Origin of the sequence: Sphingobium sp. TB-6 (genome assembly GCF_012927365.1) — a bacterium.
Taxonomy (GTDB): domain Bacteria; phylum Pseudomonadota; class Alphaproteobacteria; order Sphingomonadales; family Sphingomonadaceae; genus Sphingobium.
Genome location: NZ_JABBGL010000012.1, coordinates 1 through 23,807, shown reverse-complemented (window position 1 = coordinate 23,807; position 23,807 = coordinate 1). Strand labels below are relative to the sequence as shown.

At 63.1% G+C, this 23,807-nt stretch carries 21 protein-coding genes and 1 pseudogene; 18 read left to right on the top strand and 4 right to left on the bottom strand.

What is annotated here, in order from left to right; genetic code table 11:
* Positions 1-25: 25 nt before the first annotated feature.
* The 13 genes from HHL26_RS16290 to HHL26_RS16230 all read left to right on the top strand — a co-directional run bounded on the left by HHL26_RS16290 (position 26) and on the right by HHL26_RS16230 (position 14,785).
* Positions 26-736 carry a Crp/Fnr family transcriptional regulator gene (locus tag HHL26_RS16290; protein ID WP_066562644.1) on the top strand — a complete coding sequence of 237 codons (711 nt, stop codon included), beginning with the start codon at positions 26-28 and terminating at the stop codon, positions 734-736.
* Positions 737-966: 230 nt separating this feature from the next.
* On the top strand, positions 967-2,457 hold the full coding sequence (locus HHL26_RS16285; protein WP_066563846.1) for an ATPase domain-containing protein: 1,491 nt from the start codon (positions 967-969) through the stop codon (positions 2,455-2,457).
* Positions 2,454-4,466 (top strand): ATP-binding protein, encoded by a 2,013-nt coding sequence (locus HHL26_RS16280; RefSeq protein ID WP_169576177.1) that lies wholly within the window; start codon positions 2,454-2,456, stop codon positions 4,464-4,466. The genes HHL26_RS16285 and HHL26_RS16280 overlap by 4 nt, the downstream gene beginning before the upstream one ends.
* 333 nt (positions 4,467-4,799) lie before the next feature.
* A complete protein-coding gene (locus HHL26_RS16275) occupies positions 4,800-6,605 on the top strand; it encodes a TonB-dependent receptor (RefSeq protein WP_277349400.1) in 1,806 nt (601 codons plus the stop codon).
* Positions 6,593-7,174: a YfiR family protein gene (locus HHL26_RS16270; protein ID WP_066562655.1), complete on the top strand. Its 582-nt coding sequence runs from the start codon at positions 6,593-6,595 to the stop codon at positions 7,172-7,174. The genes HHL26_RS16275 and HHL26_RS16270 overlap by 13 nt, the downstream gene beginning before the upstream one ends.
* Positions 7,171-8,898 (top strand): ATP-binding protein, encoded by a 1,728-nt coding sequence (locus tag HHL26_RS16265; RefSeq protein ID WP_066562658.1) that lies wholly within the window; start codon positions 7,171-7,173, stop codon positions 8,896-8,898. The genes HHL26_RS16270 and HHL26_RS16265 overlap by 4 nt, the downstream gene beginning before the upstream one ends.
* A 200-nt stretch (positions 8,899-9,098) precedes the next feature.
* Positions 9,099-9,389 (top strand): hypothetical protein, encoded by a 291-nt coding sequence (locus tag HHL26_RS16260; RefSeq protein ID WP_145907622.1) that lies wholly within the window; start codon positions 9,099-9,101, stop codon positions 9,387-9,389.
* 28 nt (positions 9,390-9,417) lie between these two features.
* Positions 9,418-9,912 carry an Hsp20/alpha crystallin family protein gene (locus HHL26_RS16255; RefSeq protein ID WP_066562662.1) on the top strand — a complete coding sequence of 165 codons (495 nt, stop codon included), beginning with the start codon at positions 9,418-9,420 and terminating at the stop codon, positions 9,910-9,912.
* Between the two features lie 47 nt (positions 9,913-9,959).
* Complete coding sequence (locus HHL26_RS16250) at positions 9,960-10,958, top strand: efflux RND transporter periplasmic adaptor subunit (RefSeq protein WP_066562663.1); 999 nt, start codon at positions 9,960-9,962, stop codon at positions 10,956-10,958.
* Positions 10,955-12,205 (top strand): ABC transporter permease, encoded by a 1,251-nt coding sequence (locus HHL26_RS16245; RefSeq protein WP_169576176.1) that lies wholly within the window; start codon positions 10,955-10,957, stop codon positions 12,203-12,205. The genes HHL26_RS16250 and HHL26_RS16245 overlap by 4 nt, the downstream gene beginning before the upstream one ends.
* Positions 12,202-12,894 carry an ABC transporter ATP-binding protein gene (locus HHL26_RS16240; protein WP_066562669.1) on the top strand — a complete coding sequence of 231 codons (693 nt, stop codon included), beginning with the start codon at positions 12,202-12,204 and terminating at the stop codon, positions 12,892-12,894. The genes HHL26_RS16245 and HHL26_RS16240 overlap by 4 nt, the downstream gene beginning before the upstream one ends.
* Before the next feature lie 184 nt (positions 12,895-13,078).
* Positions 13,079-14,230 (top strand): cupin domain-containing protein, encoded by a 1,152-nt coding sequence (locus HHL26_RS16235; protein WP_066562675.1) that lies wholly within the window; start codon positions 13,079-13,081, stop codon positions 14,228-14,230.
* A 6-nt stretch (positions 14,231-14,236) separates the two neighbouring features.
* A complete protein-coding gene (locus tag HHL26_RS16230) occupies positions 14,237-14,785 on the top strand; it encodes an rRNA large subunit pseudouridine synthase E (protein WP_066562676.1) in 549 nt (182 codons plus the stop codon).
* Between the two features lie 7 nt (positions 14,786-14,792).
* On the opposite strand, the gene HHL26_RS16225 is transcribed toward HHL26_RS16230, so the two are convergent.
* On the bottom strand, positions 14,793-15,467 hold the full coding sequence (locus HHL26_RS16225) for a spermidine synthase (protein ID WP_066562677.1): 675 nt from the start codon (positions 15,465-15,467) through the stop codon (positions 14,793-14,795).
* 80 nt (positions 15,468-15,547) lie between these two features.
* Here HHL26_RS16225 and HHL26_RS16220 point away from each other — a divergent pair, with 80 nt between their 5' ends.
* Positions 15,548-16,000 (top strand): hypothetical protein, encoded by a 453-nt coding sequence (locus HHL26_RS16220; RefSeq protein ID WP_066562679.1) that lies wholly within the window; start codon positions 15,548-15,550, stop codon positions 15,998-16,000.
* Between the two features lie 47 nt (positions 16,001-16,047).
* Here HHL26_RS16220 and HHL26_RS16215 read toward each other — a convergent pair whose 3' ends face one another.
* The gene (locus HHL26_RS16215; RefSeq protein ID WP_240962467.1) at positions 16,048-16,806 is read right to left on the bottom strand and encodes an IclR family transcriptional regulator; all 759 of its coding nucleotides are present in this window, start codon (positions 16,804-16,806) and stop codon (positions 16,048-16,050) included.
* A gap of 123 nt (positions 16,807-16,929) precedes the next feature.
* On the opposite strand from HHL26_RS16215, the gene HHL26_RS16210 reads away from it, so the two are divergent.
* Together HHL26_RS16210 and dmpG are read left to right on the top strand one after the other, a co-directional pair.
* Complete coding sequence (locus HHL26_RS16210) at positions 16,930-17,871, top strand: acetaldehyde dehydrogenase (acetylating) (protein WP_066562681.1); 942 nt, start codon at positions 16,930-16,932, stop codon at positions 17,869-17,871.
* Positions 17,868-18,887: a 4-hydroxy-2-oxovalerate aldolase gene (dmpG, locus tag HHL26_RS16205; RefSeq protein WP_066562682.1), complete on the top strand. Its 1,020-nt coding sequence runs from the start codon at positions 17,868-17,870 to the stop codon at positions 18,885-18,887. The genes HHL26_RS16210 and dmpG overlap by 4 nt, the downstream gene beginning before the upstream one ends.
* Before the next feature lie 216 nt (positions 18,888-19,103).
* On the opposite strand, the gene HHL26_RS16200 is transcribed toward dmpG, so the two are convergent.
* Together HHL26_RS16200 and HHL26_RS16195 are read right to left on the bottom strand one after the other, a co-directional pair.
* Positions 19,104-20,153 (bottom strand): tyrosine-protein phosphatase, encoded by a 1,050-nt coding sequence (locus tag HHL26_RS16200; RefSeq protein ID WP_066562683.1) that lies wholly within the window; start codon positions 20,151-20,153, stop codon positions 19,104-19,106.
* Positions 20,154-20,258: 105 nt separating this feature from the next.
* Complete coding sequence (locus HHL26_RS16195; protein WP_066562684.1) at positions 20,259-22,640, bottom strand: TonB-dependent receptor; 2,382 nt, start codon at positions 22,638-22,640, stop codon at positions 20,259-20,261.
* A gap of 404 nt (positions 22,641-23,044) precedes the next feature.
* Here HHL26_RS16195 and HHL26_RS24275 point away from each other — a divergent pair.
* A pseudogene (locus tag HHL26_RS24275) lies at positions 23,045-23,389 on the top strand (transposase); the annotation flags it as partial.
* Between the two features lie 25 nt (positions 23,390-23,414).
* Positions 23,415-23,690, top strand: coding sequence for a hypothetical protein (locus tag HHL26_RS16185; protein WP_066562688.1), 276 nt, complete (start codon positions 23,415-23,417; stop codon positions 23,688-23,690).
* Positions 23,691-23,807 lie beyond the last annotated feature (117 nt).

The following is a 23,807-nucleotide window of genomic DNA, read 5'->3' as shown; positions in this document are numbered from 1 at the left end:
TTTCGCGCTCTGGGACAAGCCGCAGATGATATTTGCCGACTTCCTCCGCAACCGCCGCCGCGATCAATTGTCGGACGAGGATCTCGCCGCGCTCGAAGCCAGCATCGGCCACGTCCGCAAGGCACAGGCCCGACAGATCATCGCCCGTGCCGGCGAGCCGATCAGGCTGAGCACCTATCTCATGGAGGGCTTCATATGTCGCTATATGGACGACCGAAACGGCCTTCGTCAGCTCGTCGCCGTGCATGTCCCCGGCGATTTCGTCGATCTCCATGGCTATCCGCTGGGTCGGCTCGACCATGATGTCGCGACCCTGGGCGTCTGCAAGATAGCGCTGATCCCCCACGAAGCGCTGGACGGGCTGCTGGTCGAGCGTCCCAATCTGACGAAGCTGCTGTGGTTCAGCACGCTGCTGGACGCCGCCATGCATCGCGAGTGGATTTTCCGCCTCGGCCGCCTCGACGCAATCGCCAGAATTGCGCATTTTTTCTGCGAGATCGAAGCGAAATTGCGGGCCGTGGGACTGAGCGACGGCCGCGAATTCACTTTTCCTCTCACCCAGGCCGATCTGGGGGAGGCCTGCGGCATGACGCCGGTACATATCAACCGGATGTTGCGGGAGTTGAGAGAAAGGAAGCTGCTTCAGATGCGGCGCAGCAGGATCACGATCTTCGACCTGGCCGCCCTGCGCCAGCTTAGCGATTACGATCCGTCCTACCTGTTCATCGAGGGATGAGGGAACCTCTTTGGCCCGCGGTGCGTCCTTTGCACCCGAGCGACAAAGGATGATCCATGCCTCGACACGGCATATTCGACAAAAGCACAGGCCCGGCTTCATGATGCACCCTGTCCCGGCTTATCCGCACCGGGCTGGCCAGCTTGATCGAAATCAATCTGTAACGCATTCAGGCCGGACCTTTCCCATGGTAATCGCTGGCGCTTGTGCTCTGAAAGGAGAATGACGTGCTGCCGACCTATTCGACCGAACAAGCGCTTGCGGGGGTAGAAGGCCTTGACGACATTCTCTCCGGCGGACTGACCCGCGGCCGGGTCTTCCTCCTCGAAGGCAGTCCGGGCACGGGCAAGACCACCATTGCAATGCAGTTTCTGATCGAGGGAGCGAAGCGCGGCGAGCGTTGCCTCTACATCACCCTGTCCGAAACCGACGATGAAATGCGCGAAAGCGCGCAATCGCACGGCTGGACGCTCGATGGCGTGGACCTCTTCGAACTGGTTCCCCCCGAAAGCCTGCTGGATGAGCAACAGCAGCAAAGCCTGCTCTATTCGTCCGACCTGGAGCTGGGCGAAACCACGCGTCGGATCTTCGACGTCTTCGAGCAGGTGAAGCCGGACCGGGTGGTTCTGGACAGCCTGTCGGAAATTCGCCTGCTGGCGCAAAGCTCGCTGCGCTATCGGCGTCAGATATTGGCGCTCAAGCATTTCTTCTCGAAGCAAAATACGACCGTGCTGATGCTCGACGATCTGACGGCGGAGGTCGCGGACAAGACCGTCCACAGCGTCGCCCATGGCGTCATCCGGCTGGAGGAATTGTCGCCCGGCTATGGCCCGGAACGCCGCCGGATGCGCATCATCAAATATCGCGGCCGGCGCTTTCGCGGCGGGTACCATGATTTCATCATCGAACAAGGGGGCGTTCGCGTCTTTCCACGCCTCGTATCGGCCGAACACAAGACCAGCTTCGAACGCAGCCTCCTGAAAAGCGGATCGCCGGAGCTGGACGCCCTGCTGGGCGGCGGTGTCGAGCGTGGCTCCAGCGTGCTCGTCCTTGGTCCCGCCGGCACCGGAAAGTCGCTGCTGGCCCTGACCTTCGTGACCGCGGCGGTCGCGCGGGGCGAAAAGACCGCCATGTTCGTCTTTGACGAGGAGATCGGCCTGCTCTTCAATCGCGCAAAGGGCCTGGGCATCGATATGCAGGCCATGGCGGACGAAGGAAATCTGGTCATCGAGCAGGTGGATGCAGCCGAATTGTCCCCCGGGGAGTTCTCCCAACGCGTGCGCAATTGCGTGGAAAGCCATGGGGTAAGGACCGTCGTCATCGACAGCTTGAATGGCTATCAGTCGGCCATGCCGGAAGAAAACGCCCTGGTCCTGCATATGCATGAACTGCTTCAATATCTTAACCGGCAGGGCGCCACGACCTTCCTTACGGTCGCGCAGCATGGCCTGGTGGGCGACATGAAGGCGCCGGTCGATGTCACCTATCTGGCGGACACGGTCATTCTCCTGCGCTATTTCGAGGCATTGGGGCGGGTGCGGCGCGCCATGTCGGTCATCAAGAAACGCACCGGAATGCATGAGGATACCATTCGCGAATTCCGCATCGGCCATTATGGCATCCGCCTGGGCGAACCATTGATCGGCTTTCAGGGCGTGCTGCGGGGCGTGCCCCATTTCGTCGGAAACGCGCCAACGCTCCTCGAAGACGACAAGGCGTGATCCCGCATCTTTCCGAACGAGCACTCATCCTCGCTCCGGTCGGACGCGATGCGGAGATTGCCGCCTCGATGCTGGGCGAAGCGGGGCTGCGGTCGCAGATCTGCGCGGATCTTTCCGCCCTGTTGAGCGGTATCGACCATGGCGCGGGCTTTGCGCTCGTCACGGAAGAGGCGCTGCACAATCGCGATCTGCACCCTCTGGTCGGCTGGCTGCAAAAGCAGCCGGAATGGTCGGATTTCCCCTTCATATTGCTGACGCGGCGGGGCGGCGGACTGGAGCGCAATCCGGCGGCTTCACGCTATCTGGAGATGCTGGGCAACGTCAATTTTCTTGAGCGCCCCTTTCACCCCACCACGCTAATCAGCCTCGCCCAGTCGGCGCTGCGCGGCAGGCGCAGACAATATGATGCGCGGACGCGACTGGAGGAACTGCATCGCGGCGCGGAGAAATATCGATCGCTGTTCGATTCGATCGAGGCGGGATTCTGCATCATCGAGATGATCTTCGACGAAGCGGGTAACGCCGCCGACTATCGTTTCATCGAAACCAATCCGGCCTTTGCGCGGCAGACGGGCCTGACCGATGTGGTTGGGAAGACCATGCGGTCCCAGGTGCCGGGGCATGAACAAAATTGGTTCGACATTTACGGCCGGGTCGCCCTGACCGGCGAGGGGGTGCGCTTCGAGGATCAGGCCGAAGCGCTGGGCGATTATTGGTACGATGTCTATGCCTTCCGCGTGGGCGATCCGGAGGCGCCCCAGGTTGCGGTCCTGTTCAACGACATCACCGAACGTCGCCGGATGGAAGCAGCCTTGCGCCAAAGCGAGGAGGGGTTGCGCGCGCTCAACGAAACGCTGGAAGAGCGGGTGCAGCAGCGGTCACGCGAACTGGAGCTGGCGCAGGAAGCGCTGCGCCAGTCGCAGAAGCTGGAATCCATGGGGCAGCTTACCGGCGGCGTCGCCCATGATTTCAACAATCTGCTGACGCCGATCGTCGGCAGTCTCGATCTCCTCCACCGTCGCGGCCTGGGAACGGATCGGGAGCGCCGGCTGATCGAAGGCGCCCTGCAATCGGCGGACAGGGCCAAGATGCTGGTGCAAAGACTGCTCGCCTTTGCGCGGCGGCAGCCGCTGCAACCTACCGCCATCGACATTGCCAGCCTCGTGCGGGACATGCGCGACCTGATCGTCAGCACGTCCGGGCCGCGGGTGCAGGTCGAACTGGCGATCACCGACGATCTGCCGCCGGCCCATGCCGACGCCAACCAGATCGAAATGGCGCTGCTGAACCTGGCGGTGAACGCCCGCGACGCCATGCCGGAGGGCGGACGGCTCCGGATCGGCGTGACCTGCGACATCATGGCTCCGGAAAACGGCCTGCGCTTGCGGGAGGGCCGCTATATCAGGCTGTCGGTCACGGACAACGGCATCGGCATGGATCAGGAAACCGCGGAAAAAGCGATCGAGCCCTTTTTCACGACCAAGGGCGTGGGTCAGGGGACGGGCCTTGGGCTGTCGATGGTGCATGGGCTGGTCGCGCAATTGGGCGGCAGGCTGACGATCGAAAGCGCCATCGGAGAGGGCACGACGATCAGCCTCTGGCTGCCGACGAGCGAGATCGAGGTCGGGCAGGATGCGGCCGGACCGGACCTGTCCCCGGTCAAGCTCGATCACGGCATGGCGCTGGTGGTCGATGACGAGGATCTGGTCCGCGCAAGCACGGTGCATATGTTGCGCGAACTGGGTTATGACGTGTTGGAGGCCAATTCGGCCGAACATGCGCTGGCGATCATGAAAACCGAACCGGAGATCGACGTGCTGGTCACCGACCATCTGATGCCCGGCACGACGGGCACGGACCTCATCGAACAGGCAAGGATGCTCAAGCCGGAAATCCGGGCGCTGTTGATATCGGGCTATGCCGAGAATGCCGGAATTTCGGCGGAGCTGCCGCGGCTGACCAAACCCTTCAAGCAGATCGATCTGGCCAAGAGCCTTGCGGCCCTTTGAGGATCTTATGGGATGAACGAAACGATGCAAGGAAGACAAGGCCCGATGATAGATGCGGCGGGACCGGCCATGCCCTTCCGACCGGATGTTTCACGCCGACAGAAAATTGTTCATTGAATTGTAGGGCTTGGCGTGGAACTTTTCCATCGTGCCTGCGTAACGACCGGGAGGTGCGCGGGAAATCCAGGCGCAGGGGCAGGCGCAGGGGGGACGATGGGGATGTCGCGGGCTTTGGCTTTTGGCAATACGGCTTGGGCGGCTGGGATGGCCGCATGCCTTGCCTTCTTATCCATGTCTCCCGTCCAGGCGCAGAGCATCGAAGAGCTGCGGGACATGCCGATCTCCGCGCTGTCCAAGCTGGATGTCACGTCCGTCACCCGTTCGACCGCTTCGCTGGCCGACGCCCCCGCATCCATCTATGTCATCACCCATGACGATATCGTCCGTTCGGGCACGTTGACGCTGCCGGGCATTCTTCGCCTCGCCCCCAATCTGCACGTCATGCGCGGCGGCCCCAATGACACGGTCGTCGCCGCGCGCGGGCTCAGCGGCAATGAGGGCGCGCAGAATTTTTCCAACAAGCTGCTCGTCCTGATCGACGGCCGCAGCGTCTATTCGCCGCTCTACTCCGGGGTCTATTGGGACATGCAGGACATCCTGCCCGAAGATGTCGAGCGCATCGAAGTGATTTCCGGACCCGGCGCGACGCTTTGGGGATCGAACGCGGTCAACGGCGTCATCAACATCATCACCCGCGACGCTGGCGCTTCGCAGGGTCTGTATGGGACGGGCGTGGTCGGCAACCGAACCTATGATCTGGGCCTGCGCTATGGCGGCCATGCAGGCGGAAACGCCAGTTACCGCCTTTTCGTCAAGCGCCATGAAAATTTCGAAAGCGCATCGGGGCTGGACGATGGCAACCGCCGGACCCAGGGCGGCTTCCGCTTCGACTGGAATGCGACCCCCGCCGACGCGTTGATGGTCCAGGGTGACGGCTATTACGGCTCCCGCTCGCAGGGAAATGCGGCCGACGAGAATTTTCACGGCTATGACCTGCTCGCCCGCTGGCGTCACGGCACGGCATCGGGCGCGACCCTGCAACTCCAGGCCTATTATGACCACACGGCGCGCAGGATCGAGAATGACGGCGGCCGCTTCGCCCTGGATACGTTCGATGTCGAGGGGCAGCATAGCTTCACTCTGGGCGAGGCGCACAACATCGTCTGGGGCGGCGGCGCGCGCATCAGCCGTTATGTGATAGAGAATATTCCCGGTCTGGACTTCGTGCCCGGCCGGCGCGACCTGTTCGTGGGCAATTTGTTCGCGCAGGACAGCATCGCCATCACCCCGTCCCTGACGGGCACGATCGGCGCCAAGCTGGAGCAGCGCAGCTACAAGGATCTGACCTTCCTGCCCAGCGTCCGCCTGTCCTGGAAACCGGACCCCACGACGTTGATCTGGGGCGCCGTGTCCCGCGCCGTCCGGTCGCCCACCCCCTTCGACGAGGATGTGGTGGAGACCATCGGACAGACCGTCATCCTGACCGCCCTTTCCGGTTTCCGCTCCGAAAAGCTGACCGCCTATGAGCTTGGCACGCGCCTGGTAGTCTCTCCACGCGCCTCGCTGTCGGTTTCCACCTTCTACAATGTCTATGACGATCTGAGGTCCGTCGAACCCGCTCCCGGCGGATTCCTGCCGCTGCGATGGGGCAATGGAATAGAGGGGCACAGCTACGGCCTGGACGCCTGGGCCGATATTCGGGTGGCGGACTGGTGGCGGCTGAAACCCGGCTACAGCCTGCTCATCCAGAAATTCCACTTCAAGCCGGATGCGGTGCCGTTGCTGGGCGTCTCCCAGGTCGGCAATGATCCCAAGCATCGCGCGACCCTGCGTTCCTCCATGGACATCGGGCCGGAGGTCAATGTCGATTTCGACCTGCGCTATGTCTCGGCCCTACCCGACCCGCATGTTCCGGCCTATGTCGAGCTGGGCGCCAGGCTGGGCTGGCAGTTTGACGACCGGGCCGAATTGTCGGTCTCTGGCTTCAACCTCCTCCACAGCCGTCATCAGGAGCTTCCTGTCTCGCAGGCGACCCCACTCGGCCGCAGCGTGTTCGTGGCGCTGAAATGCACGATCTGATCCCTCCCCTTTGCAAGAGGCGCGCGCGCCGCCTGCGATGGGCGGCCTTATTATCCCTGTCGGTTTTGGCCGGGCGCGCTCCGGCGGCCGGGCCGGCCAATTCGCTCTCCACGTTGGAACGCGCGATCCAGGCAAACTTCCTGTTCAAATTCGCGCCCTTCGTGGAATGGCCGCCGGGAGCCTTTTCCGCCACGGACCGGAATTTCATCATCTGCGTCGTCGGGGAAGACCCTTTCGGCACCCTGTTGACCGATGTCGTGCGGGGCCAGAAGATGGTGGGCCGCCCTGTCGTGGTGCGACGGACCGGCAATGAAAGCGGCAATACAGGGTGCCACATATTGTTCGCGGGCGCATCGACGGACCCCGGCTACGCGCCTTTTTCGACAACCGAGGGACAGCCGATCCTCACCGTCGCGGACAAGAGCGCGGGCCCGACCGGAGCGATGATAGAATTTGTCAGGCAGAGCGGCCGCGTCCGCTTCCAGATCAACGACGGCGCGGCCCGCGCCCATGGCCTCAGGATCAGTTCCAAATTGCTGGGCCTTGCAATCGCGGTGGACAGGAAATGACGCAAGCTTCCCAAAGCCGCCTCAGCCTCGGCAACGTCATCGCACAGATGGCGACGCCCCTTTCCGCCGTCCTGATCGCGCTGATGCTGCTCGCCGCGGGTCTGGCGGCCACCTTCCAGCTCGAACAGCTCGCCCGCATCGAAAAGCTGCGGCAGACCACGGCGCAAGCGCAAATCCTGGCCAGCGGGATCGCCGCGCCGCTTGCCTTCGACGACGATGTGGCTCTGCAGGAATATCTGAACGCGCTGAAGGCCGATCCCCAGATCGTCGCGGTCGCCGCCTATGACGGCAAGGGCGACTTTGCGGGCGGTTTCGCCCGACCGCCCGCCCGATTGCCCGAAGGCGCGGAGGCCGCAAGGCGGGAAGCGCCGTCAAGCGCGCTGGCTGTCACCGTCCCGGTCAAGCAGGGCAGCACGCAACTGGGTTCCGTCTATCTCATGTCCACACTGGACAGCCTGTCGCGCCGTCTGACCCGCTATCTGGGCATCGCGGTCATCGTGATTGCGGCATCGGTGCTGATCGTGATGCTCACCGCCTCCTATTCCTCCCTGCGCCGGGCGCATCAGACGCTGCAGGCGGAGATTGCCGGACGCCAGCAAGCGGAAGAAGCCCTGCGCCAATCGCAGAAGATGGAAGCCATGGGCCAGTTGACCGGCGGCGTCGCGCATGATTTCAACAATCTGCTGATGGTCGCTTCGGGCGGGCTGGATCTGATGGAACGCACCAGCGACCCTGTCAGGCTGGAGAAATTGAAGGCCGGGATACGCCAGGCCGTCGACCGCGGCGCGAAACTGACGCGGCAGCTCCTCGCCTTTTCCCGCCGCACGCCGCTCAACCCGGAAGTCATCGATCTGCGCGAACGGATCAGGGGCATGGACGCGCTGCTCGAGCGCTCCCTGGGCGAAAGCATAGAGGTCGCGATGCACCTCCCAGCCGATCTCTGGCCGGTGGAGGTCGATGCGTCGGAACTGGAAGTGGCGATCCTCAACATCGCGCTCAATGCACGCGACGCCATGCCCAGGGGCGGCACCATCGTCATCGAGGGCGCGAACCTTCCCGGCAACGGCGACCGGCCCGATCAGGTGCAGATCGCCGTGACGGACAGCGGCGCAGGCATCGCGCCCGATCTGGTCAACAAGATATTCGAACCCTTTTACACGACGAAGGAAGTGGGCCAGGGCACGGGTCTGGGCCTCAGCCAAGTTTATGGGTTCGTGCGCGCATCGGACGGCAAGGTGCTGGTCGACAGCATCGTCGGCCGGGGGACGACCATCACCCTGCGGCTTCCCCGTTCCCTGCTCCCCGCCAAGGTCAGCGATCGCCTGACCGAACCGGTGGCCGCCTTTGGCAAGCCGCGCATCCTCCTGGTCGAGGATGACGACACGGTGGCCGATACGGTGGGCGGCATGCTGATGGCGCTGGGCTATGAAGCGGAGCGGGTCGACAATGGCGATGAAGCGCTCCGCCGGCTGGAAGGGAATGTCGATTTCTCGCTGATCCTCTCCGACATGATCATGCCGGGAGAAGTCAGCGGCATGGAACTGGCGCTGAAGATCAGGCAGCTTTGGCCGCATCTGGGGACGATGCTGATGACGGGTTATAGCGCAGCGGCTGCCTCTGCCGCGAAGGAGGGCATACCCCTTTTGGCAAAGCCTTTCACGATCCAGGATCTGTCGGTCCAGCTCATGACGGCGCTGGATCAGTCAGGACAGGGCAGCGCGTAATAGGCGAGGCCTGGAATGAAGCTGTCTTGGTCGGGCTGGCCGTGGACCATATGTTCAAGGCGGAATTCGGGTCCGTGAAATCGAGAATTGATGAGGCACCCGACAATGCCGATGCGTAACTCTACTTATAGCGCCAAGAAGCGCGCTGGCTGAAACTTCACCGATGGTCTGGTGAAGAGGTTCGCGTCATGCGTCGTTTCTTGAGTATCTTGAGTCTGGGGACTCTCATGATCGCCAATGTGGCGTCCGCGCAATCGGCTGCGGACCATGCCGCGCATCATCCCGCTGATGCCGCCGTGCCCGCCCCGCCCTCCGGCCCAAGGCATGACTGTCCGATGATGAAGGGCGGTGAAGACGGGCGACGATCGGATGGCATGGCCCCGTCAGGCCCGAATGGCGCCCCCGGACATATGGACGATTGCAAGGCCATGCACGCGCCGGACCATGGCGCAGAAATGCATCCGCCCGCGCCAGAAGCGGGCAGTAAGTAAATTTTGATCACGCATAAGGAGAAGGACAATGGCTGAATATCGCTCGCTGATACCCTTTGGCCGTGGCGGCCTGTTGCGCGGCGGCTTTGATCCCTTTGTCGATTTTCGCAAGGAAATGGACCGGCTGGTCGATGATTTCGGCCGAGGCTGGGCCGCCCCGCAGAGCGGCGACAGCAAGGGCTTCCTGATCCCCAAGGTCGACATCGCTGAAACGGACAAAGGGCTTGAACTGACCGCCGAACTGCCTGGCTTCGATGAAAAGGATGTATCGCTGGACATCCACGAAGGCATGCTGACGATCAAGGCCGAGCATAAGGAAGAGCGCGAGGAAAAGGACGAGAAGAAGCATTATCATCTGGTCGAACGCAGTCAGGGCAGCTTCCTGCGCCGTTTCGCCCTGCCGTTCGAGGCTGATGCCGACAAGGCGACCGCGCAGCTTCAGAAGGGACTGCTGAAAGTCACCGTGCCCCGTCTGGCGACCGAGCAGAAGAAGCCGAAGCAAATTCCGGTCGGCACGGCATAAAAATTCGCACCGCAGGCAATCGCCGCGCATGATGGTATAGCGGGGGAATGAAACGCATCACGCTCTGGCTGTTGCTGGCGGTGTTGCTGGCTGGCACGGCGGCTTATGCGCTGCTGGGCGGGCGAGCGCGCGAGGTGACGACCGCGACCGCCCGCATTGGTGAGGCGGTGGAACTCGTCTATGCCACCGGCTTTGTCGAGGCGGAGCATCCCGTGTCCGTCGCGGCGCGCCTGACGGCGCCAGTGCGGCAGGTGATGGTGGACGAAGGGGACCGGGTGCGGCGCGGCCAGCCGCTGATCCTGCTGGACGATGAGGAACAGCGCCACGCGCTGCAACAGGCGGGCGCGCAACGCCGGGTGGCGATGCAGGACGAGCGGCGCGTGGTCGCGCTGTTCGCCAAGGGCTGGGTCACGCGAGCGGCGCGCGATCAGGCGGTCGCGGCGGCGGACAGCGCCAGGGCAGCGGAGGAGAGCGCCGCCGCCCGGCTCGATCAGATGGCGGTGCGATCGGGCATGGATGGCATAGTGCTGCGCCGGGACGTGGAGCCGGGCGACCTTGCCGTGCCCAGCCGCACGCTGATGACGCTGGGCGATCCCGCCCGCATTCGCATCACCGCCACGATCGACGAGCGCGACGTGCCGCGCATCCATGCCGGCCAGGCCGGGCTCATGTCCAGCGACGCCTGGCCGGGCCGGGTGCTGCGCGGCCATGTGCGGGAGGTGACGCCGGGCGGCGACCCCGAACAGCGCGCCTTTCGCGCCCGGATCGTCACCGACGCGCCCATGACGCTGCCGCTCGGCCTGACGCTGGAGGTCAATATCGTGACGCGCCGGGTGGCCCAGGCGCTGCTGGTCCCGGCGACGGCGGTATATGATGGCCGGGTCTGGGTGGTGCGAGACAGGCGCGTCCATAGCCGGGCAGTCCGCACCGGCATCGTCGGCTCCAGCGATACGCAGATCCTTGCCGGCCTGTCGCGGGGCGACGCCGTCGTTGCCAAGCCGGACGACACGCTGCGCGAGAATGGGCGCGTGCGGGTTAAGAGATGAGCGGTCAATTCGGCCTGCTCGTCGCCATTGCGCTCCGCCATCTGGCCGGGCGCCGACGCCAGACATTGGTGGCGGTGAGCGGTGTCGCGGTCGGCGTCGGCTTTTTCCTGGCGGTGTCCGCGATGATGATCGGCAGCCAGAATGATTTCGTGAAGACACTGATCGACGCCGCCCCCCATATCGTCATTTCCGACGAGCTGCGCAGCCCCCCGCCCCAGCCGGGCATCCGCGCCTATCCCGGCGCTGCCGTCGACCTGCGCCATTACAAGGTGCGCAATGAGGTGCGGGGGCTGAAAGGCTGGCCCCAAATCCTGCGCGCCGTCGACGCCGAGCCGGGCGCTATCGGATCGCCCAGCCTGACCGGCGCCATCACCCTGCGCAGCGGCGGGCGGGAGGAAGCGCTGACCATCATCGGCGTCGACCCGGCCGTCGAGGAGAAGGTCAGCACCATCGAAGACAAGCTGCGCACGGGCCGCCTGCGCGACCTGGAAAGCACGCAGGGCGGCATCATCATCGGGGAGGAAATGGCCCAACGCCTGGGTCTCGCCATAGGCGACGTGGTGGGCGCGACCCCGGCTTCGGGCCAGAGCCGGTCGCTGCGCATCGTCGGCCTGTTCAAGCGCGGCCAGAGCCAATTGGCCGCGACCGCAGGCTATGTGCTGCTAAGGGAGGCGCAATCGCTGCTGGGCCGCCCGTTCATCATCAACCGCATCGGCGTGCACTTGAACGACCCTTATGCCGCGCAGCCGATCAGCCGGCGGCTGGAGGCGCGCTTCTCCTACAAGGCGGAAAGCTGGCAGGAACGTTCCGCCGATTTCCTCTCCCTGCTCGTGACCCGCAACGTCATCATGTACAGTGTCGTGTCCGCGATCCTGCTGGTGGCCAGTTTCGGCATCTACACGGTCGTGTCGAACAGCATCACCGACAAGCGGCGCGACATCGCCATCATGCGCTCCATCGGCTTTTCGGAGCGCGACCTGCAACTGATCTTCGTGATGGAAGGGCTGGTGCTGGCGCTGATCGGCATCGTGGCGGGATGGCTGCTGGGCTATGGGCTGATGGCGATCCTCGGTTCGCTCGAATTCCCGATCGCGGGCGAAGACCGGCATCTGCCGCTCGATCGTTCCGCCCGGCAATATGCGATCGCCGCCGCCGCATCGCTGCTGGCCGGGACAGTCGCGGCCTGGCTGCCGGCGCGCAAGGCGGCGCGCGTCGATCCCGTCGACATATTGCGGGGCGCGATATGAGCGCGATCATGCAGGCCGAAGGATTGTCGCGCAGCCTGCCCGGTACGCCGCCGGTGACTCTGGTGACGGACGTGACCCTCGCCATCGAACCGGCCAGCTTCGTCGCCATTGTCGGGCCTTCGGGCTGCGGCAAATCCTCGCTGCTCTATCTGCTTGGGCTGCTCGACCGGCCGAACAGCGGCCATGTGCTCTTCGACGGGAAGGATATGAACCCCCTCAGCGGGGATCGGCGCGCCCATATCCGGCTGGCGAGCTTCGGCTTCGTGTTTCAGTTCCATTTCCTGCTGCAGGAATTCACCGCTCTGGAAAATGTCATGCTGCCGATGCAGCGCTTGGGTTTGTTGAACCGGGCACAGGCGCGGGACAAGGCGCAGAGCCTGCTGCAAGCCATGGGCCTTGGCGCCAAGAGCGGCAAGACGCCCGACCGGCTGTCGGGTGGCGAACGGCAGCGCGTCGCCATCGCCCGCGCCATCGCCAACGATCCGGCGCTGGTGCTGTGCGACGAGCCGACCGGCAATCTCGACAGCCAGAACAGCGCCCGCGTGGTGGAGCTGTTCCGCAGCCTCGCCCATGATCAGGGCCGCGCCGTAATTTGCGTGACCCATGACGCCGATGTCGCCGCCGCCGCCGATGTGCAGATTTCGATGCTGGATGGACGGATCAGCGAAACCAGCGTCCGGACGCGGTGACGAGAGCCAAAGACGCGACCATAATGCTGACCGTATATCGTACAGGCGGCCTTGAGACTGGCTGGAAACCAGTATGCGGCGTAAGCGCGTAAAGGGCTGGCACAGGACCGTTACGTTCATCCGCAGGGCCATCGGAATGTGGCGCGGTTTTGACAGTGGCCTTCCGGGGGCGCATGGGCGAGACATGAAAATCACCCATTTCGACCTTAACCTGTTCCTGCGCGACTATTGGCAGAAACGGCCCCTGCTGATCCGCAATCCGTGGAATGAATGGCGCAACCCGCTGGACCCGGATGAGCTGGCGGGCCTGGCCTGCGAAGAAGGTGTGGAATCACGCCTCATTACCCGCGACGCGGACCATCTGGCGATGGAAAGCGGCCCTCTGGCCGAAGAGCGTTTCGGTGAACTGGGGAGCGCCCCCTGCACGCTGCTGGTACAGGCGGTCGACCAGCATGCGCCCGAGGTCGCCGGGCTGATCGAACCGTTCCGTTTCGTGCCCGACTGGCGCATCGACGATGTGATGGTCAGCTATGCCACGGATGGCGGCGGCGTCGGGGCGCATTTTGACCAATATGACGTGTTTCTGGTGCAAGGCCTGGGCAAGCGGCGTTGGCGCGTGGGGCCGCGATGCGATTCTGCGACTCCGCTATTGCCGCATGACGATCTGCGCCTGATCGCGGATTTCGAGGCGACGGACGACTGGCTGCTCGAACCGGGCGACATCCTCTATGTTCCGCCCTGCTTCGCGCATGATGGCGTGGCGGTCGGAGACGACTGCATGACCTATTCGATCGGTTTTCGCGCCCCCTCTCGCGCCGAGCTGGTCGAGAATTGGTGCGAGCATCAGGTCGACGGCATGCTGGAGGAGGATCGCTATGCCGACCCCGACCTGAGCTTGCAGGCCAATCCCGGCGAGATCACCGCGCCCGCCATCGACCGGCTGCATGCGATGGTGATGGAGGCATTGTCCGACCGCGACGCCTTTGCGCGCTGGTTCGGCCTCTTCAACAGCCTGCCCAAATATCCCGAAACGGACTGGCGGCCGGAAGAGCCGATCGGGACGCAGGACGTACAGGCGTTGCTGGCCCACAGCGTGCCGCTCAGCCGCAATCCGGCGAGCCGTTTTTCCTTCATCCGGCAACAGGACGAGACGATCTTGCTGTTCGTGGACGGCCATTGCTTCGAAGGAACGGGCGAAACGGCGCTGCTGGCTGAACAGCTATGCGCGGAACGGGCCATGGTCGTGGATTCGCGGTTTGCCGAATCCGCCCCGGCCGTCGCGCTCATCGAAACGCTGATTGGCCAGGGCAGCCTGGCGTTCGATGGCGAGGATTGAGCCGCGATGACGCTGATCCTGTTCAACAAACCCTATGGCGTATTGTGCCAGTTCACCAACGAAAGCACTGGCCCGGCGCGTCCGACCCTGGCCGATTTCATTGACCGGCCCGGCGTCTACCCCGCCGGGCGGCTTGATCTCGACAGCGAAGGGCTGTTGTTGCTGACCGACGATGGCCGGTTGCAGGCGCGAATTTCCGATCCCCGCTTCAAGACGCCGAAGACCTATCTCGTGCAGGTCGAGGGCGATCCCGACGCAGCGGCGCTGGAGGCGTTGCGGCGGGGCGTGACGCTCAAGGACGGCCCGACCTTGCCTGCGCAGGTCGAGCGCATAGACGATCCGGCGCTGTGGCCGCGCGATCCCCCGGTGCGGTTCCGCAAGAGCGTGCCGGATTGCTGGCTGCGGCTGACGATCCGCGAGGGACGCAACCGGCAGGTCCGGCGGATGACGGCGGCGGTGGGCCATCCGACGCTGCGGCTGGTGCGGTGGCGCATCGGTGACTGGTCGCTCGAAGGCATTGCCCAGGGGCAATGGCGCGAAGCGGAAGCCGGTTAGGCGACCGTCATCCCCGCTTCTTGGCGAACCAGATGACGTGCCGTGGCCCCTTGCCATTGCTGCGGGCGCGCACGGCGACCTCATCGACAATCAGGCCGGCGCGGGCGAGACGACGCGTAAAGGCGGCATCCGGCGCAGCCGACCATATCGCCACTATGCCGCCGGGCTTGAGCGCCGCGATGGCCGCTGATATGCCCTGCGTCGAATAAAGGCGATCATTCGCCTGACGCACCAGCCCATCGGGCCCGTTGTCCACATCCAGAAGGATCGCGTCGTAAGTCCCGCTCCCCGCGCCGATCACATCGGCCACATCCGCCTGCACCAGGTGCACACGCGGATCATCAAGGCAGCCCGCCGCCAGCTCCGCCATCGGCCCCCGCGCCCAGTCGATAATCTCGGGCACCAGTTCAGCGACGGTGATCTGCCCGTTATCGTCCAGCGCGGCCAGCGCGGCGCGCAGCGTGAAACCCATGCCATAGCCGCCGATCAGCAGATGCGGCCGCGCCCGCCCGCGCAGTCGTTCGCAGGTGAGATTGGCCAGCGCCTCCTCCGATCCGCTCATCCGGCTGCTCATCAGCTCGTTGCGGTCGAGCACGATCATGAAGTCCCCGCCGCGGCGGTACAGGGTGAGTTCCGCGCCGCCGGGCACCTGAGCCGATCCAATAAATTCGCGAGCCTGCATATCACCTTCTCTCGGCCTGACGTCCGTTCGTCACCGGCGGGGGGTTTACGGCAAGGGAGCGCCGCGTCAAAGGAGGAAGCATGCGTTATTTCCTCGACACTGAATATAATGGCTTTGGCGGCGAACTCATCAGCCTTGCACTCGTCCCCGAATATGGCGACCAGGACTTTTACGTCTCTCTCCCCCTGCCGGCGGAGATCCACCCGTGGGTGGAGAAAAACGTCATTCCCTATCTCCGCTTCGTGCCACCGGGCGTCGACCATCAGTTGAACCGTAACGATGCGGCGCTGCATCTGGAGGCCTATCTGGCGAGCGATCGCGATCCACAGATCGTAGCGGATTGGCCCGACGACATCGCTTATTTCTGTAGCCTTCTCGTGACCGGCCCGGGGGAGATGATCGACCTGGACGGGCTTCATCTGGAACTCATCAACGCGGCGGGATTCAGCGCGGCCGCCAATAGCAGGATGCCGCACAACGCCCTCCACGACGCCCATGCGCTCAAGAATTTCTATCTGAACCTGGCCGTCTGACCGGCTTGGCGCCATATCCGGATGGCTGACAGCTTTCCCAAAAGGCCTTAACTGAAAGCGACCTGCTCGATCTCCTGTGCCGTGGCCCGCAGCAGATCGATCACGTCCGCCTGCGAAATCCTGCTCGCCCTCACGGATTGCGATACGGAGATGGCGGCGTGCACCACACCGTCGGGCCTTCTGATCGGCACGGCGGCGCAAGTCAGATCCTCCGCAATTTCCCCATCGTCGATCGCATAACCCTGCCGCGCGACCAGATCGAGTTCGCTCGCCAATGCATCGGCGGCGACGATGGTGCGCGGCGTCAGGGCGACGAAAGGCCCGTTAGCAAGATAGGCATCCCGCTCCTCACGGGGAAGATTGGCCAGCAGCACCTTTCCCATTCCGGAACAATAGGCCTCCAACTGCATTCCGACCCGGGTGAACAGTCCCGCCGCGCCCTGACCGATTTTCAGGCGATAGGTGACCATCTCATTTTCCAGCGTCCCCAGTTGGACGATGGTCCGCACCCGGACCGCCAGACGATGCAGCGCCGGCGCGGCGACATTGACGATCAGTTGCTTTTCATCGAGCCGCTGCAAAAGCTGCAAAAGCCTGGCCCCCGCGACGTGCCGCCCGCGCCCGACCGGCGTCAGATAGCCCTCCTCGACCAGCGTCGTCACCTGGCGGTGCGCCGTCGCCACGGGAATATCCGCAGACCTCGCCAGCGCGGACACGCTGTTCTGCCCGCCGTCCGCGACGACCTTCTCCAGCATCGCCAATGTCCGCTTGAGCGAACTGATCTGCGGCGTCTTCTTTCTCATCATGTGAGATGATAGCGACTCCGCCCGGTAGCGCCAAGTCCAAAGCGCGCTTATTCTCCATGCCCAGAGGGATCGCCGCCCGCCGCGTTGGCAAAGGGCATTCCGTTACGAAAAGGCTGGAGGAATATGGCCAAGACCAAAGTTGCGATCATCGGGTCGGGCAATATCGGCACCGACCTGATGATAAAGATCATGCGTCTGTCGGAGACGCTGGAAATGGGCGCCTTCGTCGGCATCGATCCGGAATCCGATGGCCTCAAGCGCGCCGCGCGCATGGGCGTGCCCATCACGGCGGAGGGCATTGACGGCCTGATCGCGCTGGACGGGTTCAAGGACATCGCCATCATATTCGACGCGACGTCCGCCGGAGCGCACAAGCGTCACAACGAACTGCTCCAGGCCCATGGCAAGCGGGTGATCGACCTGACGCCTGCCGCCATCGGCCCCTACACCATTCCGCCCGTCAACGGCGAGACCAATCTCGACGCGTCGAACGTCAACATGGTGACCTGCGGCGGACAGGCGACCATCCCCATCGTCCACGCCGTCAACCGCGTGGCGAAGGTGCATTATGGCGAGATCGTCGCCTCCATCTCCTCGAAAAGCGCCGGTCCCGGCACCCGCGCCAATATCGACGAGTTCACCGAAACCACCAGCCAGGCGATCGTGGACGTGGGCGGCGCGACGCGGGGCAAGGCGATCATCATCCTCAACCCGGCCGAGCCACCGCTGATCATGCGCGACACCGTCTATTGCCTGTGCGAAGAGGCCAGTCAGGACGAAATCCGCGCCAGCATCGACCGCATGGTGGCCGAAGTGCAGACCTATGTGCCGGGTTACCGGCTGAAGCAGGCGGTGCAGTTCGAACATATCGGGTCGAACCGTCCGCTGCGCATTCCCGAGATGGATGGGGAATATACCGGCCTCAAGGTCAGCGTCTTCCTGGAGGTCGAAGGGGCCGCCCATTATTTGCCCGATTATGCCGGCAATCTCGACATCATGACCTCGGCTGCGCTGCGCACCGCCGAAAAGATCGCCGTCCGCATGCATGAAGGAGCCGCGGCATGACCTTCGATCCGACCCAGACCAAGCTCTATATCCAGGACGTCACGCTGCGCGACGGGATGCACGCCGTGCGGCATCAATATGGCATCGACCATGTGAAGAAGATCGCCAAGGCGCTGGACGACGCAAAAGTGGACGCCATTGAGGTCGCCCATGGCGACGGGCTCAGCGGATCGTCCTTCAACTATGGCTTCGGCGCGCACACGGATTATGAGTGGATCGCCGCTGTGGCGGAAGTGCTGGAGCATAGCGTGCTCACCACGCTGCTGCTGCCCGGCATCGGCACGGTCCACGATCTGAAGCATGCCTATGATCTGGGCGTGCGTTCGGTACGCATCGCGACCCATTGCACCGAGGCGGACGTTTCAAAACAGCATATCGAGGCGGCGCGCAACCTGGGCATGGATGTCTCAGGCTTCCTGATGATGAGCCATATGACCGACCCCGAAGCGCTGGCGCAACAGGCCAAGCTGATGGAAGATTATGGCGCGCATTGCGTCTATGTCACCGACAGCGGCGGCGCGCTCAATATGGAAGAATATGCGGCGCGGCTGCAGGCCTATGACCGGGTGTTGAAGCCCGAGACGCAGCGCGGCGTTCATGCCCACCACAATCTTTCGCTGGGCGTCGCCAATTCGATCGTCGCCGTGCAGAACGGCGCGATCCGCGTCGATGCCAGCCTGGCCGGCATGGGGGCGGGCGCCGGCAATGCGCCGCTGGAAGTGTTCATCGCCGCCGCCGACCGCTATGGCTGGAACCATGGCTGCGATCTCTATGCGCTGATGGACGCCGCCGAAGAGCTGGTCCGTCCGTTGCAGGACCGGCCCGTGCGCGTGGATCGCGAAACCCTGACGCTGGGCTATGCGGGCGTCTATTCCAGCTTCCTGCGCCATGCGGAAAAGGCGGCTCAGGACTATGGGCTCGACACACGCGCCATCCTGGCCGAAGTCGGGCGTCGCAAGATGGTCGGCGGCCAAGAAGATATGATCGTCGACGTCGCGCTGGACCTGCGGCGATAGTGAAGTGGAGGGCATGATGTGCTTAGGAGGTTGACATGCCCTTCCATCATGATTCTAATGCAAAGGCGGTTTGCACTTGCTCCAGCCAATCTCTGTTGTTTCCCGCGCTAATCGGAACATGAACGAGGGCCGGAATCTGGAACGCGAAAATCGCCCACGAACGGCTATTGGGTCGGATGCCGCGGCTACGCAACCGTCACGCCAAATATCCGCTCGCTACTCGAGGTAACCAGCTCGGAGAGATGCCAGGTCCAGCTTTGTTAAACCGATCTCTTGTTCGAGATAGTTTTCCACCGAACCCCATCGGCTATCGATCTCGTTAAATGCATGGCTGAGAAATGGGGTGCCGTCGGCGTCCTTCAGAGGCTGCGGTTTAGCCGCTGCCGGGTTCTGCTGATATTTCGCGAAAAACATGGCAACCGGATTGTTCGCCTGGGCGGCGGTGTCGATCTTGGGCATTTCCCATTCTGGCCGCCTGTAGGTGGTCGAGAGATGATAGTCGGCGACGATCGTATCGCGCGGAACGCCCAGGGCGGACAAAATCATTGCCGTGACGAAGCCGGTGCGGTCCTGTCCCGCCGAACAATTATAGGCGATGGCCCCCTTTCGGGCGAGCAGATCCTGGAAAATCAAACGCAATTGCGGCGCCATCATGGCCGGCATGTTACGATAGACACCCTGCCCATTTTTCGGTGCGCCGCCGCCAGTCAACGTCAGCATCGAATAGCCGACGGCCTGATAGGGCACAGCGTCGATACGGGTAGGGGCGATCACCCGCTCCTCGCTCGACCGCAAATCGACCAGGTTCGCGAGCTTGAGCGCGTGGATCTGCTGCACATCCGCGTCGGTCAGAAGCGGCTGACCGCCGGAACGATAGATCAGACCCCAGCGGACATGCTTGCCTTCGGCGGCCGGATAACCGCCAATGTCGCGGAAGTTCGATCCCTGTTGCAGGGGCAGCACGCGCTCCGCGACGCGCACCATATCGCCCGACTTGTGGCCCTTCAGCAGGAAATAGGCACGTTCGCCGGCTGCTACCTTCACCGTTTCCGTGCCGTCGCGATCCTCCTTGGACACCAATTTCGCATCGTTCGGCTTTGCGCCGGGATCATCGGAGAGAAAAATGTCGACAGGTTCCCGACCGGTCCAGCTGATCGTCAGAGTGTCTGGGGCCGTCCGCGTCACCAGCGGAGCCTCGACAGGCGCGGCATGGGCCGTGCTGACAAACAGCAGCGCGATCAGGGGCAAGGTGGTCTGAAGCTTCATGGGACGTTCCTCTTCGGAGCCTTTATCGGCAACCTTGGCGCAATATTGTGAAATCCAAATGGCGGAGGGGGACGATGGCGACCCAGCCCATCGTCCCCGCCCTCGTTAGAAGCGAAGATTGATCTCGCCGCCAAAGGTGCGTGGCTCGTTGAAGAAACCATTGAGGCCCGAGGTCGGGCTGAGCGCTTTGTAGAACAGATGCCGTTCGTTGAAGAGATTGCGTGCCCACAGCGCGAAGCTGACCTTCGCGTCCATACTGCCTGTCTCCACGTCGGCGATCGCGAGGCGGCCATTCACGATGAAGGCTTTTTCGCCGATCGGCTGATAGACATTCGATGCGCTGCCCGAACCGACATAGACCGGGTCGTTGGCATTGACATAGAAGCCCGAGTCATAATTGCCGTCCAGATGCGCGCGGATGGTGAAGCCGTTCATCGGTAGCTCGTAATCGATCGCGCCGCTGGCCGCATATTTGGGCGTATAGGTCTGATAGATCGGCACCACGGTCGGGCTGATGACGCCCGTCGCATTCGGATAGGGGTTCACCGTCGAGGGGATGCGGACATATTGATAGGCGTAGGAAGCCGACAGCGTCAGGCCCTCCAGCGGATTGACCGTCAGTTCCGCCTCGATGCCGTGCACGCCGCCCTCGCCCGGCGCGTTCACCGTCGACAGCGTGGTACGCGTCTGGCGCACGCCGCCGGTTTCATAAGGTCGGCTGAAGTCGACCTGGATATTTTTGTAGGTTCCGGCATAGGCGGCGATGTTAAAGCGCCCGTGATTGTCGAAAAACTCAGTCTTCGCGCCAATTTCGAAGATGGACACCGATTCCGGGTTGAAAGGGTCATATTCCTGCGAGCGAGAATTGGCTCCACCTGATTTGTAGCCGGTTGACCATTTGCCGTAGACATGCATGTCCTGGCTGAGATCGATGGCGAGATTGACCATCGGGTCGACCCGCGACCAGCTGGCGTCCAGCCCGATCTCGCCGGACACGCCGTTGCGATTCACAGGCAGCGCGCCGTTCACGATCTCCAGCGCGCCATGCTTGCTGTCCCTGGTCCAGCGCAGGCCGCCGGTAAGGTGTACGGCGTCGTTCAGGATGTCGGGCGTCCAGGTCGCCTGGCCGAAGGCGCCGATGCTCTTCGTCGTGACATGGCTGGCGCGGTCGATCCGCTGCGCGGCGGGATCGAGCGAAAGGACCGTGTAGGCAGATCCAGCGGCGTTGGTGAACATGTTGGTGTTGTACGCCTGCGCATTGTCCGACACATGTTCGCGATAGTAGAGCGCGCCGGCGACGAACCTAACCCGGCCGACATCGCCGATCGCCTGCAATTCCTGGCTTCGCTGATTTTGCCAGAAATGCGCAAGGCTGTAGCGGGCAAACTGAAAGTTGGTGAAGCCGCCAGCAGCGTTCGCGGCCAACGACGCGGCGGGCGAGGACATGGAGGTCGAGGCGGACGCATTGTCAAATTGGCTCTGGCGCAACTTGCGATACGAGCTGATCGACTTCAGCGTCAGTTCGGGCACGGCCTGCCATTCAAGCGTCAGGCGATGGCCGTGCACATTGCCAACGCTCGGCTGCAACGGCACGCCGACATTGGCGGTACGCACGCGATCAGGCTGGACGGTGGCGATCGCAGCGCGCGTGTTGGTACCGGGCGCGACCAGGTTGAGGTAGAGCGAGGTCGATTCATCCTTCGAGATGTCGAAGGAATAGTCAGCGCTGAAATCGGACGAGGGCTTCCAGAGCGCTTCGACATGCAGGCCGCGCTTGTCATATTGGTTGAAGCCATCGGCGCCGGAGAGCGGGTTTTTCACCAGCGGGTCGCGATGTGCGACCACGCCGTCGATCTTGACCGCGATATCGTTGAACGACGGCAGATCCAGATGCATCTCGCCCTTATAGGCGCCGAAATTGCCGATGCCGCCCGTGGCGTTCATGTGCAGTTCGCCGCTCGGCTTCCTGGTGATGATATTGACGGCGCCGCCTTCGGTGTTGCGTCCGAACAGGGTGCCTTGGGGGCCCTTCAACACTTCGACATTCTCGATGTCGAACAGCGCCGTGCCCAGACCCTGGGCGCGGCCCAGATAGACGCCGTCGATATAGACGCCGACGCCCTGATCGCGCGCAGGCTGGTTGGCGTCCGACAGCACGCCGATGCCCCGGATGTTCACGACCAGCGCGGAACTGCGTGAGTAGAAGGGCGCGATCTTCAGGGAGGGAATGGAGCCATCGCCCAGGTCGACAAGTGACGTGACATGGCGGTTGATCAAGTCCTCTCCCCGCATCACGGAGATGGAGATCGGGGTGGCTTGGAGACTTTCGGGACGCTTCTGGGCGGTGACGACAACCATCGCAAGGCCGCTGTCATCCAGTGACGCGTCGGCCGCGACAGCGTCAGCGGCACCCGCATGCGTTGTGCTCAAGGCGACGAATATGAGGCTGGAGGCCGTCAAGGCCACCCGGCTGCGCATGCTGATCATGATTTTCCCCTTGGATCGAACCTGTCTCTTCGGACCGGTCTCGCAGCGTCACTAGGGAAGCGATGTTGCAACTGCACGAATGATCGGTGACTCTTTTGCGATGCTTCTGCTGAACTTTTAAGACTGGGTATGTCCAGCTGGGCCATCGCCTGTTGAGCAGCGCATCCCGATTGGGGGAGGGCTGCTTTCGGGAACGCGAGGTGCGCTTGGTTTACGTCACGCTGCTTTATGATCAACTGTGCTCAGGCCCACATTTCCAGGTCGTTAACGGGCTGGGGCATGCCAATGCCTCAATGGCGCCCTTCGATTTCGTTTCTGGCGGCCTCTGTCATGGGGACTGTCATGAATGCGCTGCGGGTCAGCTTCCGAAGCGCTGCCGCTTGATCGATAGCGTCCAGCCTGGCAAAGTCGAAAGGCTCGCCCATTTCATCCAAACTGTCACCAGCGGTCATGTCGACATCGCCTATGTCAATCAGGGCTATAGCTGGGACCGTGCCGCCGATGCCGCAGCGACGCACGGTATCATGCTGGAGGTCGTCAAGCTGCCCGAAGCCAATCACGGCTTCGTCCTCTTGCCACGTCGTTGGGTTGTCGAGCGGTCATTCGCATGGGCGACCCGCTTTCGGCGCCTCGTCAAAGACTATGAGCGTTATGCCCAAATGCTCGCCGGACTGCACCTCACCGCCTTCGCCCGCATCATGATGGAACAGGCGGCCACAATCGCCTCTCATCCAAGAAGTAATCGCTGACATCGACGGCGACGCATCCGAGATCATGTTGCTGATCCATTGGGCGGGCGGCGTCCATACCGAGGTACGACTGCCCAAGCGCTGCAAGGGACAGCGTAACAGCGCCCCGGCCGACGTCATTGTCGTCGTGCGCCAACTCGTGCTCATCGCCAATGACGAGCTGATCGATGGGATACTCAACCGGAACGGGCTGATGACCGGGCACGGCAACCGCTGGACGCGTGAACGGGTCACCGCGCTATCCACCTGGTGGAAAGCTGGGTGTCACGTCACTCTGGTCTCGACCCATGCACGAACATGACGTAATCGCGGGAGCGCCGGCCGTTGGCCAGATGCACGGGATTACTGGAAGGTTGGTTGCCCCCCGATAAGATGAAGAATGGGCTCACGATTTTGGACCGGGCCCAGCATCATATGG